This window comes from Azoarcus sp. Soil_N_20, from assembly GCF_057656155.1.
Genome location: NZ_JBDGKX010000001.1, coordinates 152241 through 167128, shown reverse-complemented (window position 1 = coordinate 167128; position 14888 = coordinate 152241). Strand labels below are relative to the sequence as shown.

The window sequence follows — 14888 nt, the reverse complement described above, 5'->3', positions numbered from 1 at the left end:
CGATGGCCGGAGCGGAGACCCTGGATCGGGCCGTGACCCTGCGGCTCACCGAAATTTTTGCCTCGCTGCAGGGCGAGTCCACCCGTGTCGGCCTGCCCACTGTGTTCGTCCGCCTGACCGGCTGCCCGCTGCGCTGCACCTGGTGCGACACCGCCTATGCCTTCCAGGGCGGCGAAACCGTCACCGTGCAGGCGGTCCTCGACGAAGTTGCCCGCCATGGCCTGCCCAACGTGTGCGTGACCGGCGGCGAACCGCTGGCGCAGAAGGCCTGCCTGGCGCTGCTGAGCGCGCTGTGCGATGCAGGCTATTCGGTATCGCTCGAAACCAGCGGCGCGCTGGATATTGCCGCGGTCGACCCGAGGGTGTCGCGGATCATGGATCTGAAGGCGCCCGGCTCGGGTGAGGTGGCGAAGAACCGCTACCAGAACATCGCCCTGCTCAACGCCGGCGACGAGGTCAAGATCGTGCTCGCCGACGAGGCCGATTATGTCTGGGCGTGCCAGCAGATCGCCGATCATGACCTCGCCCGCCGCTGCACCGTGCTGCTGTCGCCGGTGGCGGGCGCACTCGATCCGGCACGACTGGCGGAGTGGATCGTACGCGACCGCCTGCCGGTCCGCTTCCAGCTGCAATTGCACAAGATCCTCTGGCACGACGCGCGCGGCCGCTGATCCGGCCGTACCATTCGTTTTTTGCCATTGAGTGTCTCACTCGTCCTGCCCGGAACCCTGCCCATGACCACCACGCCCCGTGCCGTCGTCCTGCTCTCGGGCGGCCTCGACTCCGCCACCTGCCTCGCCATTGCGCGCGACGCAGGCTTCGAAACCTATGCGCTGTCGGTCGCCTATGGCCAGCGCCATGCCGCCGAGCTGACCGCATCGAAGCGGGTCGCCGAGGCGCTGGGGGCGCGCGAACATCGGCTGGCGCGGGTCGAACTGGGCCAGTTCGGTGGCTCGGCCCTCACCGACCCCGGCATTGCGGTACCCGAAGGCGGCGACACCGAAGGCATCCCGGTCACCTATGTTCCCGCCCGCAATACCGTGATGTTGTCGATCGCAATGGCGTGGGCCGAGGTGCTGGACGCGCGCGACGTGTTCGTCGGCGTCAATGCGGTGGACTATTCCGGCTACCCGGACTGCCGCCCGGCCTTCATCGAGGCCTTCCAGACCATGGCCAATCTGGCCACCAAGGCCGGGGTCGAAGGCCACGGCCTGCGCATCCATGCCCCGCTGATCGAGCTTTCCAAGGCCGACATCATCCGCCGCGGCACCGCGCTCGGCGTCGATTACGGGATGACGGTGTCGTGCTACCAGGCCGATGACAATGGCCGGGCCTGTGGCCGCTGCGACGCCTGCCGCCTGCGCCGGGCCGGCTTCGAAGCGGCCGGCATTGCCGATCCAACCCCTTATCAGCACCGGCCCAGCTGATTTCAAATAGAATCGCGGGTCGCCCTGTTCCGGATCCTGCATCATGGAAGAACCCCTGGTCGCCGCCTCCACCATCACCGCGCTCGCCTTCGTGCTCGGCGCAGTGTTCGGCTTTGTCGGCAACAAGACCAATTTCTGCACCCTCGGCGCAGTTTCCGACGTCGTCAACATGGGCGACTGGAACCGCATGCGGATGTGGATGCTGGCGATCGCGGTGGCAGTGCTCGGCACCGCCGCGCTGGGCCTGGCGGGGCTGTTCGACGTATCCAAGTCGATCTACACCGGCAGCAGGCTGATCTGGCTGTCGAGCCTTGTCGGCGGCGCCTGCTTCGGCATCGGCATGACGCTCGCGTCGGGCTGCGGCAGCAAGACCTTGATCCGCATCGGCGGCGGCAACCTGAAATCGCTGGTGGTGTTCTTCTTCCTCGGCATCGGCGCCTACATGACGATGCGCGGCCTGTTCGCAGTCTGGCGGGTGCGCTTTCTCGACGCGGTGGCCATCGAACTGCCGCACGGCCAGGACATCCCCTCCTTCCTCGCCGGTGCCGGAATGGCGCCGGATACCGCGGTCCTGACTGCCGCCGCAGTGATCGGTGGCGGCCTGCTGCTCGCGGCGCTGGCCAGTCGCGAAGCGTGGCGCCGCGACGTGCTGGTTGGCGGCATCGTCATCGGCAGTCTCACCCTGGCCGGATGGTATGTGTCCGGCCATCTCGGCTTCGTCGCCGAACACCCGGACACCCTCGAGGAGGCCTTCATCGCCACCAACAGCGGCCGCGCCGAGTCCCTGAGCTTCGTCGCACCGGCGGCCTACACGCTGGAACTGCTGATGCTGTGGAGCGACAGCAGCCGGGTGCTCACCTTCGGCATTGCCAGCGCACTCGGCGTGATCGCCGGCTCGGCACTGTACGCGCTGACCAGCAAGGGCTTTCGGCTCGAGGGCTTCCGCGCCCCCGACGACCTCATCCGCCATATCGTCGGCGCGCTGCTGATGGGCTTCGGCGGCGTCACCGCACTCGGCTGCACCATCGGCCAGGGCATCACCGGTTTCTCCACGCTGGCCGTCGGCTCCATCCTCACCACCGTGGCGATCATCGCCGGCGCCGCGACAACGATGAAGGTCCAGTATTGGCTGATGATGCGCGAGGCCTGAACCATCCGCCAGCGCGGGGACGGCGCCGCGCTGCCCCCACGACGGCCCGCCCCGCGTCCTGACACCGCGTTCCCCCGACTGCGCTAGCGCGCGAGCAGGCGCGACAACTCGTCGATCGAATGCAGCGGCTCGAGGCAGGTGGTGCCGCTGCACACCCAGGCACTCACCTGATCCGTGCATGGCTTGTCCAGCACCGGCGGCAGTTGCGGCGTGCCCGCGGGAATGGCGAACCGCATCGCGTCGGGCAGATGCTGCCGGGCCAGTTCCCGCTGCCAGGCCTCAAGCGCAGATGCAGGGCCGCGCAACACGATCAGGGTAGGCGGCACCAGTTGCTCTTCGAGCGCCAACGCCAGGCTGGCGCACCCTGCCGGGCTGTCGCTCAGGACCCCATAGAAGGCCTGCATGCAGCGTTCCGCCGCGGCCAGATAACGCGTTTCACCGGTCATGTGGCCAAGGCGGGTGAGCACCCGTGCCGCCACGCCGTTGCCCGATGCGGTGGGGCTGTCGTGGATCGGCTTGGGACGCTGGATCAAGGCCTCGTGGTCGTGCCGGGTGAAGAAGAATCCGCCTGCGGCGCGGTCCTCGAAGCTGTCGAGCAGGGCGTCGGCGAGATCCTCCGCAAAGTCCAGATCCTCGGCCTGGTAGCGGGTCTGCAGGCTCTCGATCAGGGCCTCGATCAGGAAGGCATGATCGTCCAGATAGGCGTTGAGCCGCCCGGGTCCGCCTGCACTGGTCGCCAGCAGGCGGCCGTCCCGCCACAGCCGGGTCCGGATGAATTCCAGCGCCCGCCGCGCCGAGTCGCGCCAGTCGTCGCGGCCGAACACGCGCGCCGCGCGCATCATGCCGGCGATCATCAGTGCGTTCCAGCTGGTCAGGATCTTGTGGTCGAGGCCGGGGCGAACGCGCTCGCCACGCAGGGCGAGCAGGCAAGCCCGTGCCTCGGCCAGGCGGCGGGCGGCGTCTTCGGGCGCCATGCACAGTTCGCGGGCGACGATCTCCAGCGGCCGGCAGACCGCGAGATGCCAGTATCGGCCCTCGAAGTTGGGCGGCGCGTCGAGGCCGTAGTGACGCTCGACAACGGCATAGACATCGGGGCGCAGGCCAGCGCTGATCTGGTCGCGATCCCACACGTAGAAGCGCCCCTCCTCGCCCTCCGAATCGGCATCGAGCGCGCTGTGATAGCCCCCCTCGGGGGCCTGCATCTCGCGCATGACCCACCCCGCGGTATCCTCCGCCACCGTCCGGAACAGCGGATCTTCACCGAGCTGCCAGGCTTCGGCGTACAGCCCCAGCAGGGGGCCGTTGTCGTAGAGCATCTTCTCGAAATGCGGGATCAGCCAACGCGCATCGGTGCTGTAACGGCAGAAACCCCCGCCGAGCTGATCGTAGATCCCGCCCAAAGCCATCCTTTGCAGGGTGAACAGTGCCATGTCGCGGGCCTTGTCGTCCCCGGTGCTGCGGTGGCGCCGGAGCAGGAACGCGAGATTGGAAGGATGCGGAAATTTCGGTGCGGGTTCGAAGCCCCCGTATTGCGCATCGAAGGACGCGCTCAGCAGGTCGCGAAGCGCCCCGAGCGGCTGCGGCCCGAAATCGGAATGGTGACTGCCGCCGCCCGCAGCGCCGACGCGGGCGAGCGCGGCCCGCACGGTGGCGTTCTGTTCTTCGATCGCCGTGCGGTTGACGGCAAAGGCCTGGGCAACGCGCTCCAGGATGTCGGCGAAGGCCGGCAGGCGGTAGCGCGCCATTTTCGGAAAGTAGGTGCCACCGAAAAAGGGCGTCCCGTCGGGCGTGAGAAACATCGTCAACGGCCAGCCGCCGCTGCGCTGGGCGAGCATCTGGTGGGCACTCTGGTAGATCTGATCGAGGTCCGGACGCTCCTCGCGATCGACCTTGATGTTGACGAACAGCCGGTTCATCAGCACCGCGGTCTGCGCGTCCTCGAACGACTCGTGGGCCATCACGTGACACCAGTGGCAGGCGGAGTAGCCGATCGACAGCAGGATCGGGCGATCGAGGCGGCGTGCGAGCGCGAGCGCCTCCTCACACCACGGCCACCATTCGACCGGATTCTCCGCATGCTGCTGAAGATAGGGCGAGGTTTCGGCGGCGAGTCGATTGGGCATCGGGAAGCACCTGCACGTGAATGCGGCGGTCGGACCACAATCGAGCCGCATCGTGGCCGGCTTGCACGTATCCGGCCGTTCAATTGCATACCGCGTATAGGTGACCCGGACATCCGGACAAAGGTTCCGTCGCCAGCAGCGACAATCACCTGGTCGCGCCGCGCCAAGGCCATGCCGCCGCAGCCACCGCCTGCGGTCGGCACGGGTCGCGCGCCCGCCATTTAGTAGATGAACACAAGAAGATTGGTTCCGGTAGTAGTCCGCGCTTGTGTCTTCACCGCTCGTGCCACTACACTGGCGCCTGCGCTGGTTTCCCGCGAAGGGAACGCAAAAGGGAATCCGGTAAGGATGGATGCATATCCATCCGAAGCCGGAGCTGCCCCCGCAACTGTCGTCGGCGAGTCCTGCACAGCACGATGCCACTGGGAGATCGATCCCGGGAAGGCGTGTACAGGACCTTGACCCGCGAGCCAGGAGACCTGCCAGCGCATATTTTCCTTCAACCGGGGCGGGGTGTCCCAGTGGAGCGCTCCTGCCCGTGGTCACCGGTCCGGCGGCACTTTGCCGCCGCTTCGGCACGTTTCCGGGTCGTGGGTGTTCACTGCCGGCTCATCCGCCCCTCGACTCGACGGGGACGTTCGATGAGATTCGACGCAGGCACGACCGCAATCCACTCCACACTGGCTTCCGCCAGCCATCCGGCAGCGACCGCCACCATCGATTTCGCTGCGATGCAGGTCATCCGCCGCAACGGAATCGTGGTCGGATTCGACCCACGCAAGATCACGACCGCAATGAGCAAGGCCTTCCTCGCGGTCGAAGGCCGTCAGGGCGCCGAGTCAGCCCGCAGCCGCGACCTCGTCGCCCACCTCACCGACACCGTGGTCCAGGCTCTGACCCGCCGCCTGCCCGACGGCGGCATGCTCCACATCGAGGACATCCAGGATCAGGTCGAACTCGCGCTGATGCGCGAAGGCTGCCACGACGTCGCCCGCGCCTATGTGCTCTACCGCGAACGCCGGGGCGCCGAGCGCGCGGCGCAGCAGGCCGCACAAGTCGCTGCCGAAGGCCAGCCGGTGCTGCACGTCACCGACGGCGATCTGCGCCGGCCGCTCGACCGCGCCGCCCTGCTCGCGACCTGCCGCGACGCCTGCGCCGGACTCGCCGACGTCAGTCCCGACACCGTGTTCGAGCATACCCTCGCCAACCTCTACGACGGCGTGCCGCTGGCGGCGGTGCGCCAGTCGCTGGTGCTCGCCGCGCGCACCCTGATCGAGCGTGAGCCGGACTACGGCCGCGTCGCCGCCCGTCTGCTGCTGGCGGCGATCCGGATCGAGACCCTGGGCCGCGAGTGCCACCAGAACGACATGGTCGCCGGCTATGCCGGGTACTTCCCGCTGGCGATCGCGCGCGGCATCGAGGCCGAGCTGCTCGACCCGCGCCTGGCCGAGTTCGACCTCGCGCGCCTGGCGGCCGCGCTCGACGCCGAGGCCGACCTGCGCATCGACTACCTCGGCCTGCAGACCCTGTACGACCGCTACTTCCTGCACATCGACGAGACCCGCATCGAGCTGCCGCAGACCTTCTTCATGCGGGTGGCGATGGGCCTCGCGGTGAACGAGATCGACCGCGAGACCCGCGCGATCGAGTTCTACCGCCTGCTGTCGCCCTTCGACTTCATGAGCAGCACGCCGACCCTGTTCAACAGCGGCACCCGCCATGCGCAGCTGTCGTCGTGCTACCTGACCACGGTGGCCGACGAACTCGAAGGCATCTACCAGTCGATCAAGGAAAACGCGCTGCTGCAGAAGTACGCCGGCGGGCTGGGCAACGACTGGACCCCGGTGCGCGCGCTCGGCAGCCGGATCAGGGGCACCAATGGCAAGAGCCAGGGCGTGATCCCCTTCCTCAAGGTGGTCAACGACACCGCGGTGGCGGTCAACCAGGGCGGCAAGCGCAAGGGGGCGGTGTGCGCCTACCTCGAGACCTGGCACCTCGACATCGAGGAATTCCTCGAACTGCGCAAGAACACCGGCGATGAACGCCGCCGCACCCACGACATGAACACCGCCCACTGGATTCCCGACCTGTTCATGAAGCGGGTGATGGAGAACGCCGAGTGGACGCTGTTCTCGCCGGTGGAGGTGCCCGACCTGCACGACCGATTCGGCAGCGACTTCGAGGCCGCCTACATTGCCCACGAAGGGCGTGCCGCGCGCGGCGAGATCCGCCTGTTCAAGACCCTGCCCGCAGTGCAGCTCTGGCGCAGGATGCTGACCATGCTGTTCGAGACCGGCCACCCGTGGATCACGTTCAAGGACGCCTGCAACCTGCGCTCGCCGCAGCAGCATGCCGGCGTGGTGCACAGCTCCAACCTGTGCACCGAGATCACGCTCAACACCTCCGACGCCGAGACCGCGGTGTGCAACCTCGGCTCAGTCAGTTTGCCCGCCCATCTGAAGCAGGACATCGACGGCAGCTGGACGCTGGACCACGACAAGCTGATGCGCACCGTGCGCGGCGCGATGCGCATGCTCGACAACGTGATCGACATCAACTTCTACGCCACCCCCAAGGCGCGCACCGCCAACGTCCGCCACCGCCCGGTGGGGCTGGGCATCATGGGCTTCTCCGACGCACTGCACATGATGGGGCTGGCCTACGCCTCGGATGCGGCGGTCGAGTTCGCCGACCGCTCGATGGAAGCGGTGTGCCATGCCGCCTACTGGGCCTCGACCGAACTTGCCGAGGAGCGCGGGCGCTATTCCACCTACCGCGGCAGCCTGTGGGACCGCGGCATCCTGCCGCAGGACAGCCTCGCGCTGCTCGCCGAGGGCCGCGGCCGCCTGCGCGCGGACGACGAGGCGGGCCGTGGTGCGCTGGTCGAGGTCGAGCGCTCGTCCGCGCTCGACTGGGGTCCGCTGCGCGAACGCATCGCCCGTCACGGCATGCGCAACTCCAACTGCGTGGCGATCGCACCGACCGCGACCATCTCCAACATCATCGGCGTGTCGGCCTCGATCGAGCCCGACTACCAGAACCTGTACGTCAAATCCAACCTGTCGGGCGAGTTCACCGTGGTCAACGCCTACCTCGCACGCGAACTCAAGGGGCTCGGCCTGTGGGACGAGGTCATGGTTGCCGACCTCAAGTACTTCGACGGCATGCTCGGCCCGATCGACCGCATCCCGGCCGAACTGAAGGCGCGCTACGCCACCGCGTTCGAGATCGACCCGACGTGGCTGATCGAGGCCGCCTCGCGGCGGCAGAAATGGATCGACCAGGCGCAGTCGCTCAACCTCTATGTGGCCACCCCGTCCGGGCGCAAGCTCGACGAGATCTACCGCCTGGCCTGGCTGCGCGGACTCAAGACCACCTACTACCTGCGCACCCTCGGCGCCACCGCGATGGAGAAGACCACCGCCCACGGCAGCGCCGCCACCGCCATTGCCGCCGAGGCCGCGCCCCGGGCGTGCTCGATACTCGATCCCGAATGCGAGGCCTGCCAATGAACGCCTTCTTCAACGACTGGGACCTGCCTGCGCCACCGCGCGCAGCCACCTTGCCGGCCGATCCCCTCGCCCGCCCGCCCTCACCGGGCGTGGGCCCCGCCGCAGCGTCAATCACGGCGAGGCCCGCTGCGCGCGCGATCGACACACAGCCCCCTTCCGCGCTCGCGCTGGCCCCGGTGCGCGCCGCCGACAAGCGCATCGTCAATGGCAAGGCCGACATCAACCAGCTCGCCCCGTTCAAGTACCCGTGGGCGTGGGAGTTCTTCCTCAACGCCAACAAGAACCACTGGACCCCGCTCGAGATCCCGATGGCGCAGGACGTGCACGACTACCACCACACGCTCACCGCCCCCGAGCGCCATGTGTTCGAGAACGTGCTGTCCTATCTCACCACCTCGGACATCCTGGCGATGCGCAACATCGGGCTGGCGGTGATGGAGAAGATGAGCGCGCCCGAACTGCAGATCTACCAGGCCCGCCAGGTGTACGAGGAAGCGCTGCACACCTGGACCTACCAGCACTGCATCGAGAGCCTAGGCCTCGACCAGCAGGAGATCTACAACCGCTACCGCGTGGTGCCGGCGATCCACGCCAAGATCGCGCTCGCCAACCGCCGCCTGGAGCGGGTGATGCGGTCCGACTTCGATCTGACCAACCGTGACAACCTGCACGAGTTCGCCCTGTCCTACCTGTTCTTCGCCGGCATCTTCGAGGGCTGCTGGTTCTACAACGGCTTCTCGCCGATCTTCGCCCTGCAGCGGCGCGGGCTGATGAAGGGCACCGCCGAGCAGCTGCAGTACATCATGCGCGACGAGGTCCTGCACTGCGCCTTCGGCATCCGCGTGGTGCGCACGCTGATCGCCGAGGAGAACCTGAAGCTCGACCCGGACGCCCTCGCCCGCCTGTGGCAGGAGGCCGCGGCCGCCGAACAGGCCTACGCCGGCTACCTGCTGGCCGAGCCCATCCTCGGCTATTCGGCGGCGCAGCACATGGGCCAGTTCCGTTTCGTCGCCAACCGCCGCGCCCGCCAGCTCGGCATCGCCGAACCCTTCCCCGGCGCCGACAACGTGCTGCCGTGGCTGGACGAGCAGGCCAACATGCGCAAGGAGAAGAATTTCTTCGAGACCCGCGTCACCGAGTACCAGACCGGCGGCGCACTGGCCTGGGACTGAATCGTCCGCGCCACCGGCCCACCGCCATCAACCGGTGGCGCGCGGAATGCCCCTCCGGCAAGGGCCGCGGTGCGGCCGCCGCGGCCAGAGTCCGCCGCCCGATCCGTGGGGCGTTGCCCCCGATGGTCGTGCCCCGGTTCGGTCCGCACGGGATGCAACGACGACCGCAACAGTCGTGTTGCAGCGCAGATCGACGCCACGCGGGCAATCCGTTAGCGTATGCATATATTCGGATACAAGGAACACTGATGAGACAGCTCCTCGCGCTGCTGGTCGGAGCGTGCTGTGTGCTCGCCGTGTCGTCGGCCCGAGCCGTGGACATGACGCCGCTCAAGGTCGGGCCGCACAGCTGGTACGTGATGGGGACGGCCGGCATGGCGAGCGCGGCCAACGAAGGCTTCATGTCCAACGCCGGCTTCGTGATCACCGGCGAAGGCGTGGTGGTGTTCGACGCCCTCGGCACCCCGGTGCTCGGCGAACAGTTGATCGCCGAGATCCGCAAACTGACCGACCAGCCGATCCGCCGCGTGGTGGTGAGCCACATGCACGCCGATCACTACTACGGTCTGCAGGCCTTCAAGGCCGTCGGCGCCGAGGTGTGGGCCCACCATCGCGGACGCGAGGCAATCGAATCCGAAGGCGCGCAGGCGCGGCTGGCGCAACGGCGCACCGACCTGTTCCCCTTTGTGGACGACAACACGCGCCTGATCGCCGCCGACCGCTGGCTGGACGGCGACGCCGAGTTCCGCCTCGGCGGCCTTACCTTCCGCCTCAGCTATGTCGGCCCCGCCCATGCCCCCGACGACCTCGCGATGGAGGTGATCGAGGACAAGGTGATGTTCGCCGGCGACATGCTGTTCCGCGGCCGCATCCCCTTTGTCGGCGACGCCGACACCGCGCAGTGGCTGCGGGCACTCGAGCGCCTGATCGCGGCAAACCCGGCGGTGCTGGTCCCCGGCCATGGCCCCGCCACCACTACCCCGCAGGCCGACCTTGCGCTGACCCGCGACTACCTGCGTTTTCTGCGCGACGCCATGGGCCGTGCGGTCACCGAACTGAAATCCTTCGACGAGGCCTACCGGGACACCGACTGGAGCCGCTGGGCCACGCTGCCGGCCTTCCGCGAAGCCAACCGCGCCAACGCTTACAGCGTGTTCCTGCAGATGGAGAAAGGCTCGCTGAAGTAGTCGGCGGGCGACGCCGCGCCTGCCTGACGGCCGCCCTCACCGCCGGGACCGTCGCCATGTCGACCTATGCATCGGACGCGGATACAGTCTTGACGTCCGCGACCAGTACCACTAGACTGTTGGGCTCTTTCGGGGTCGTTAGCTCAGTTGGTAGAGCAGCGGACTTTTAATCCGTTGGTCGCGTGTTCGAGCCACGCACGGCCTACCAAGAAAATCAGGGAGATAGCCGGACCTTGGTCCGGCTATTTTTCTATCGAATCCGTTGTTTGCTCCGGTTTTTGGTCCATTCCCGGCGCCCAAACCTGCCCGGACCCACCGCTTGCGCGTCTGTATCGATCCGGCAAGCGACACCACCGCGGTCTTGCCACATCGGCCGCCAGTAGCGCGACGCGTGTACGCCTCACCCCCCGCGTCGCCCTCCCCCTGCCGCCCTGCGTGCCGGGGTTGCCATCGAAACACCAGACGCTCGGCCCGCCGAACACCGCGCCGATTCAACCAGATCCCGCCCGCGCCCTCCGCGCCGGCAGAAAGCTGGAGCAAGCTTGCCAGGGCGGTGGCGAGCATGGGCGACCGACACCCACTACCATGGGACACGGTTCGCCGCACCAAACAAGGAGCCAACATGGCCAAGGAAGAACTGATTGAAATGCAGGGCACCGTTGACGAGGTCCTGCCCGATGCACGCTACCGTGTCACCCTGGAAAACGGTCACAAGCTGATCGCCTACTCCGGCGGCAAGCTGCGCAAGCACCACATCCGCATCATCGCCGGCGACAAGGTCTCGCTCGAGATGTCGCCCTACGACCTGAGCAAGGGCCGGATCACCTTCCGTCACATGCCCGGTCGTCAGCCGATGGCCTCTGCAGGGGCGCGATAAGCCCCGAGCCCCTGCCCGACAGGACAGGGGCTGCAGTACCCGAACAGACACCCACCGCAACGACAATGCAGATCTGGGTCGACGCCGACGCCTGTCCGGCCGTGATCAAGGACATCCTGTTCCGCGCTGCCGCGCGCGCAGGCTTGCAACTCACCCTGGTCGCCAACCAGTTCCTGCGCACCCCGCCGTCGCCGCTCGTCCGCATGGTGCAGGTCGCTGCCGGCTTCGACGAGGCCGACAAGTACATCGCCAGCCATGTCGTGGCGGGCGATCTCGTCATCACCGCCGATATCCCGCTCGCCGCCGACATCGTCGCCAGGGATGCACACGCCCTCAGCCCGCGCGGCGAACTCTACGGCAAGGAAAACATCCGCGAGCTGCTCGATCTGCGCAACTTCATGGACACCCTGCGCGCCACCGGCGTGGATACCGGCGGACCGACCGCATTCAGCCACGCCGACCGCCAGACCTTCGCCAACCGGCTCGACCGCTTCCTGCGTCGCCCCTGAGCAAGGGCATGGCGCCGCGGCCGGGTCGGGCCCGGAGCGCCGGCCCGCGTCGGGGTCGCGAGCTGCGTCGCTCTGCCGCACGTATCGCGCCTGCGCTACACTCGACGCACCTCGTTCCCGATCGACCAGACCCGGCCCATGCCCCGGCTCCGCCACTACATCCATCTGGTATGCGTGCTGCTGACGGCGGTCGCGCCCGCTCCCGCATCCGCCGGCGAGACCTTGCGCGTGCTGGCCTGGCCGGGCTACGCCGATGCCGACGTGGTCAGGGTTTTCGAACAGCGTACCGGGAGCCGGGTCGAGGTGACCGTGATCGACTCGGACGAAGCGCTGTGGCGTAAGGTCAGTCACCACGACGCAGCCGAGTTCGACGTGTTTGCAGTCAACACCGCCGAACTTCAGCGCTACATCGCGCGTGCCCTGGTGGTCCCGATCGACCCGGCCGCGATACCCAATCGCGCATTGCAGCTGCCGCAGTTCCGCGATCCGGACGCGGTGCCCGGAGTGATCCATGACGGCAGGCTCTTTGCGATTCCCTACACCTATGCCGAGATGGGCCTGATCTACGATCGCAAACAGATCAGTGAAGCGCCCGACTCGATTGCCGCGCTGTGGGATCCGCGCCATCGCGGGAAAGTGCTCATCTACAACAGCGGCTCACATTCCTTCTCGCTTGCGGCGCAGGCCCTCGGCTATCCGTCGCCGTTCAGACTCGCCGAGGCGGACTGGCCGGTCGCGGTGGACAAACTGATCGCCTTGCGTCGCAACGCCCTCACCTTCTATACCCAGCCCGAGGAGTCGGCCGAGCTGTTTCTGAGCCGGCACGCGGCGCTGCTGTTTGCCAACTATGGCTCACAGCAGCTCCAGCTGCTGAGGGCCGCGGGCGCGGATGTGGGCTATGCCATTCCCAAGGAAGGAGCGCTGGCCTGGCTGGACTGCTGGGTGATCACCCGTGGCGTGCGCAACAAGGCGCTGGCCGAGGCGTGGATCAACTACCTGCTGGAACCGGAGCCCGGTGCGGTGCTGGCCACTCGCCAGGGGCTCGCCAGCACGACGTCCAGACCGCCCTACCAAGAGCGCAACGGGCGGCTGGTGTGGCTGGAGCCGGTGGAAGATATCGAACGCAGAACGCGGCTATGGGAGCGAATTCTGTCGGGCGACCGCGCAGCAAGGGTGCTGGCCCCATGAAGGTCGGCATCGCGGTGAAGCTGGGTCTGTTGCTGGCGCTCGTGGGCATGCTTGCGGCGGGCGTCACCGGATTCTATGCCTACAACGCGAGCAGGGACCTGTTGGTGGATTCGGCAAAGAACGAGCTGCTGACCTCGACCCATGTCCTTGCCCGCCGCATCACGCTTGCCCGCGAAGAGCTCTCGCGCAATCTGCAGACCCTCGCCGGACATCCCGCAGCCCTACTGTCGCTGCAAGGACACGGTGAGGCGCCGGAAGATGAGCTGGCGACCCTGTTCCGACTGCTGATGGAGGCGAACCCCGAATACTTTCAGATCCGTCTGATCTCCGCCGCCGACGGCGGCCTGGAACGGATCCGGATCGACCGCGATGGCAACGCGCTGGTTCGGGTCAGCGGCGACGAACTCCAGGAGAAAGGGCATTACCCGTACGTTTTCGACACCCTGAGCCTGCACGCCGGCCAGACTTACCTGTCGCGTGTCGTCATCAATCACGAGCACGGTTCGCACTCGGCGCTCGGACGGCCGTCGGTGCAGTTGGCGATGCCGGTGGCGGATCAACATCAGGTCGCCCTCGGCGTCGTGGTCATCAACGTCGATCTGAATGGCCTGTTCACCCTGCTGGCGACCGATCTGCCACAGGAGTTCCAGTTGTTCTTCGCCAATCGTCAAGGCGACTTCCTGATCCACCCGGACAGCACACGCAGCTTTGGTTTCGACAAGGGCAGGCGGGTCCTGATACAGGACGAGTTCCCCGCCACCGCGGAGCTGGTCGAGGGCAGAACTGATGCGGTCTTGATCGAAGCGCGCGCCGGAAGCTATGCAAGCACGCCGGTGGTGGCTGCCTTCATCGGCCGCCGCACCACGGGCCCGTCGAACGAGACCGGCTTCATACTCGGTCTGGCCCAACCCCTCGCTTCGGTGGTGAAACAGGCCGACGCACTCGGAACGGTCACCCTGCAGATCGTGCTGGGGCTCTGCCTGGCGAGCATCCTGGTCGCCGTGCCGGTGGCCCGCGCGGTCACCCGCCCGATCAATTCGATGAGCGCGGCAGTGCAAGGCTTTACCGACAACCAATGGGCGACGGAGCTGCCGCTACGACGCCAGGACGAGATCGGCGTGCTCGCCCGCAGCTTCTGCCAGCTGCGCAGCCAGATCAGGCAGCAACTGGCCGAATTGCAACAGCGCCGGGTGGAGCTGGAGCACCTGGCACAGCACGATACGCTGACCGGTCTGCCGAATCGCGCGCTGTTTGCCGACCGGATGGAGCTCGCCCTGTCCACCGCGCGTCGCGACAATGCCCGCCTTGCCCTGCTGTTCATCGATCTCGATCGCTTCAAACCGATCAACGACCGCCTCGGACATGCCACTGGCGACCTGATCCTGAAGGGCATGGCCGATCGCATCCGGGGCGTCATTCGCGAGTCCGACACCGCAGCCCGAATCGGTGGCGACGAGTTCATCGTGCTGTTGCGCAACATCCAGCACCGGGAAGATGCAGAGAACGTGGCGGACAAGATTCGCGAAGCGGCGGCCCGGCCGTTCGCCTGCGATGGCCAGACCGTCGCGCTTTCGGTCAGCATCGGCTTTGCCCTGTACCCGGACGACGGCGCCGACCTGCTGTCCCTGTCAAAGCACGCCGACAAGGCCATGTATTGCGAAAAGAGCCGGCATCGCGGGCCGGAGATGGCCGACCGCGGCTGAACAGCGCGCGTCGACCTCGCCAAACGACGTGGTCGCAACT

The 14888-nt window shown here is 67.2% G+C and carries 11 protein-coding genes, 1 tRNA gene and 1 riboswitch; of the genes, 11 read left to right on the top strand and 1 reads right to left on the bottom strand.

Annotated features, from left to right (window positions below):
- Positions 1–2 precede the first annotated feature (2 nt).
- The 3 genes from queE to AC3A35_RS00825 all read left to right on the top strand — a co-directional run bounded on the left by queE (position 3) and on the right by AC3A35_RS00825 (position 2577).
- Positions 3–671, top strand: coding sequence for a 7-carboxy-7-deazaguanine synthase QueE (queE, locus tag AC3A35_RS00835; RefSeq protein ID WP_487433909.1), 669 nt, complete (start codon positions 3–5; stop codon positions 669–671).
- Positions 672–734: 63 nt separating this feature from the next.
- On the top strand, positions 735–1427 hold the full coding sequence (gene queC / locus AC3A35_RS00830) for a 7-cyano-7-deazaguanine synthase QueC (protein ID WP_487433908.1): 693 nt from the start codon (positions 735–737) through the stop codon (positions 1425–1427).
- A 43-nt stretch (positions 1428–1470) separates the two neighbouring features.
- A complete protein-coding gene (locus AC3A35_RS00825) occupies positions 1471–2577 on the top strand; it encodes a YeeE/YedE family protein (RefSeq protein ID WP_487433907.1) in 1107 nt (368 codons plus the stop codon).
- 83 nt (positions 2578–2660) lie between these two features.
- On the opposite strand, the gene AC3A35_RS00820 is transcribed toward AC3A35_RS00825, so the two are convergent.
- Positions 2661–4700, bottom strand: coding sequence for a thioredoxin domain-containing protein (locus AC3A35_RS00820; protein WP_487433906.1), 2040 nt, complete (start codon positions 4698–4700; stop codon positions 2661–2663).
- 290 nt (positions 4701–4990) lie between these two features.
- Positions 4991–5201, top strand: a riboswitch (cobalamin riboswitch).
- A 140-nt stretch (positions 5202–5341) separates the two neighbouring features.
- Between AC3A35_RS00820 and AC3A35_RS00815 the strand changes: the two genes are divergently transcribed.
- The 8 genes from AC3A35_RS00815 to AC3A35_RS00780 all read left to right on the top strand — a co-directional run bounded on the left by AC3A35_RS00815 (position 5342) and on the right by AC3A35_RS00780 (position 14848).
- Positions 5342–8212 (top strand): ribonucleoside-diphosphate reductase subunit alpha, encoded by a 2871-nt coding sequence (locus tag AC3A35_RS00815; RefSeq protein ID WP_487433905.1) that lies wholly within the window; start codon positions 5342–5344, stop codon positions 8210–8212.
- Positions 8209–9384 carry a ribonucleotide-diphosphate reductase subunit beta gene (locus AC3A35_RS00810; protein ID WP_487433904.1) on the top strand — a complete coding sequence of 392 codons (1176 nt, stop codon included), beginning with the start codon at positions 8209–8211 and terminating at the stop codon, positions 9382–9384. The genes AC3A35_RS00815 and AC3A35_RS00810 overlap by 4 nt, the downstream gene beginning before the upstream one ends.
- Before the next feature lie 248 nt (positions 9385–9632).
- Positions 9633–10571, top strand: coding sequence for an MBL fold metallo-hydrolase (locus AC3A35_RS00805; protein WP_487433903.1), 939 nt, complete (start codon positions 9633–9635; stop codon positions 10569–10571).
- 132 nt (positions 10572–10703) lie between these two features.
- Positions 10704–10779: transfer RNA gene (locus AC3A35_RS00800), tRNA-Lys, on the top strand.
- 414 nt (positions 10780–11193) lie between these two features.
- On the top strand, positions 11194–11448 hold the full coding sequence (infA, locus tag AC3A35_RS00795) for a translation initiation factor IF-1 (RefSeq protein ID WP_487433902.1): 255 nt from the start codon (positions 11194–11196) through the stop codon (positions 11446–11448).
- A 65-nt stretch (positions 11449–11513) separates the two neighbouring features.
- Entirely contained in the window at positions 11514–11957 is a 444-nt protein-coding gene (locus tag AC3A35_RS00790) for a YaiI/YqxD family protein (protein ID WP_487433901.1), read from the top strand.
- A gap of 138 nt (positions 11958–12095) precedes the next feature.
- On the top strand, positions 12096–13145 hold the full coding sequence (locus AC3A35_RS00785) for an ABC transporter substrate-binding protein (protein ID WP_487433899.1): 1050 nt from the start codon (positions 12096–12098) through the stop codon (positions 13143–13145).
- Entirely contained in the window at positions 13142–14848 is a 1707-nt protein-coding gene (locus tag AC3A35_RS00780; protein ID WP_487433897.1) for a diguanylate cyclase domain-containing protein, read from the top strand. Before AC3A35_RS00785 ends, AC3A35_RS00780 begins: the two co-directional genes overlap by 4 nt.
- Positions 14849–14888: the final 40 nt, after the last annotated feature.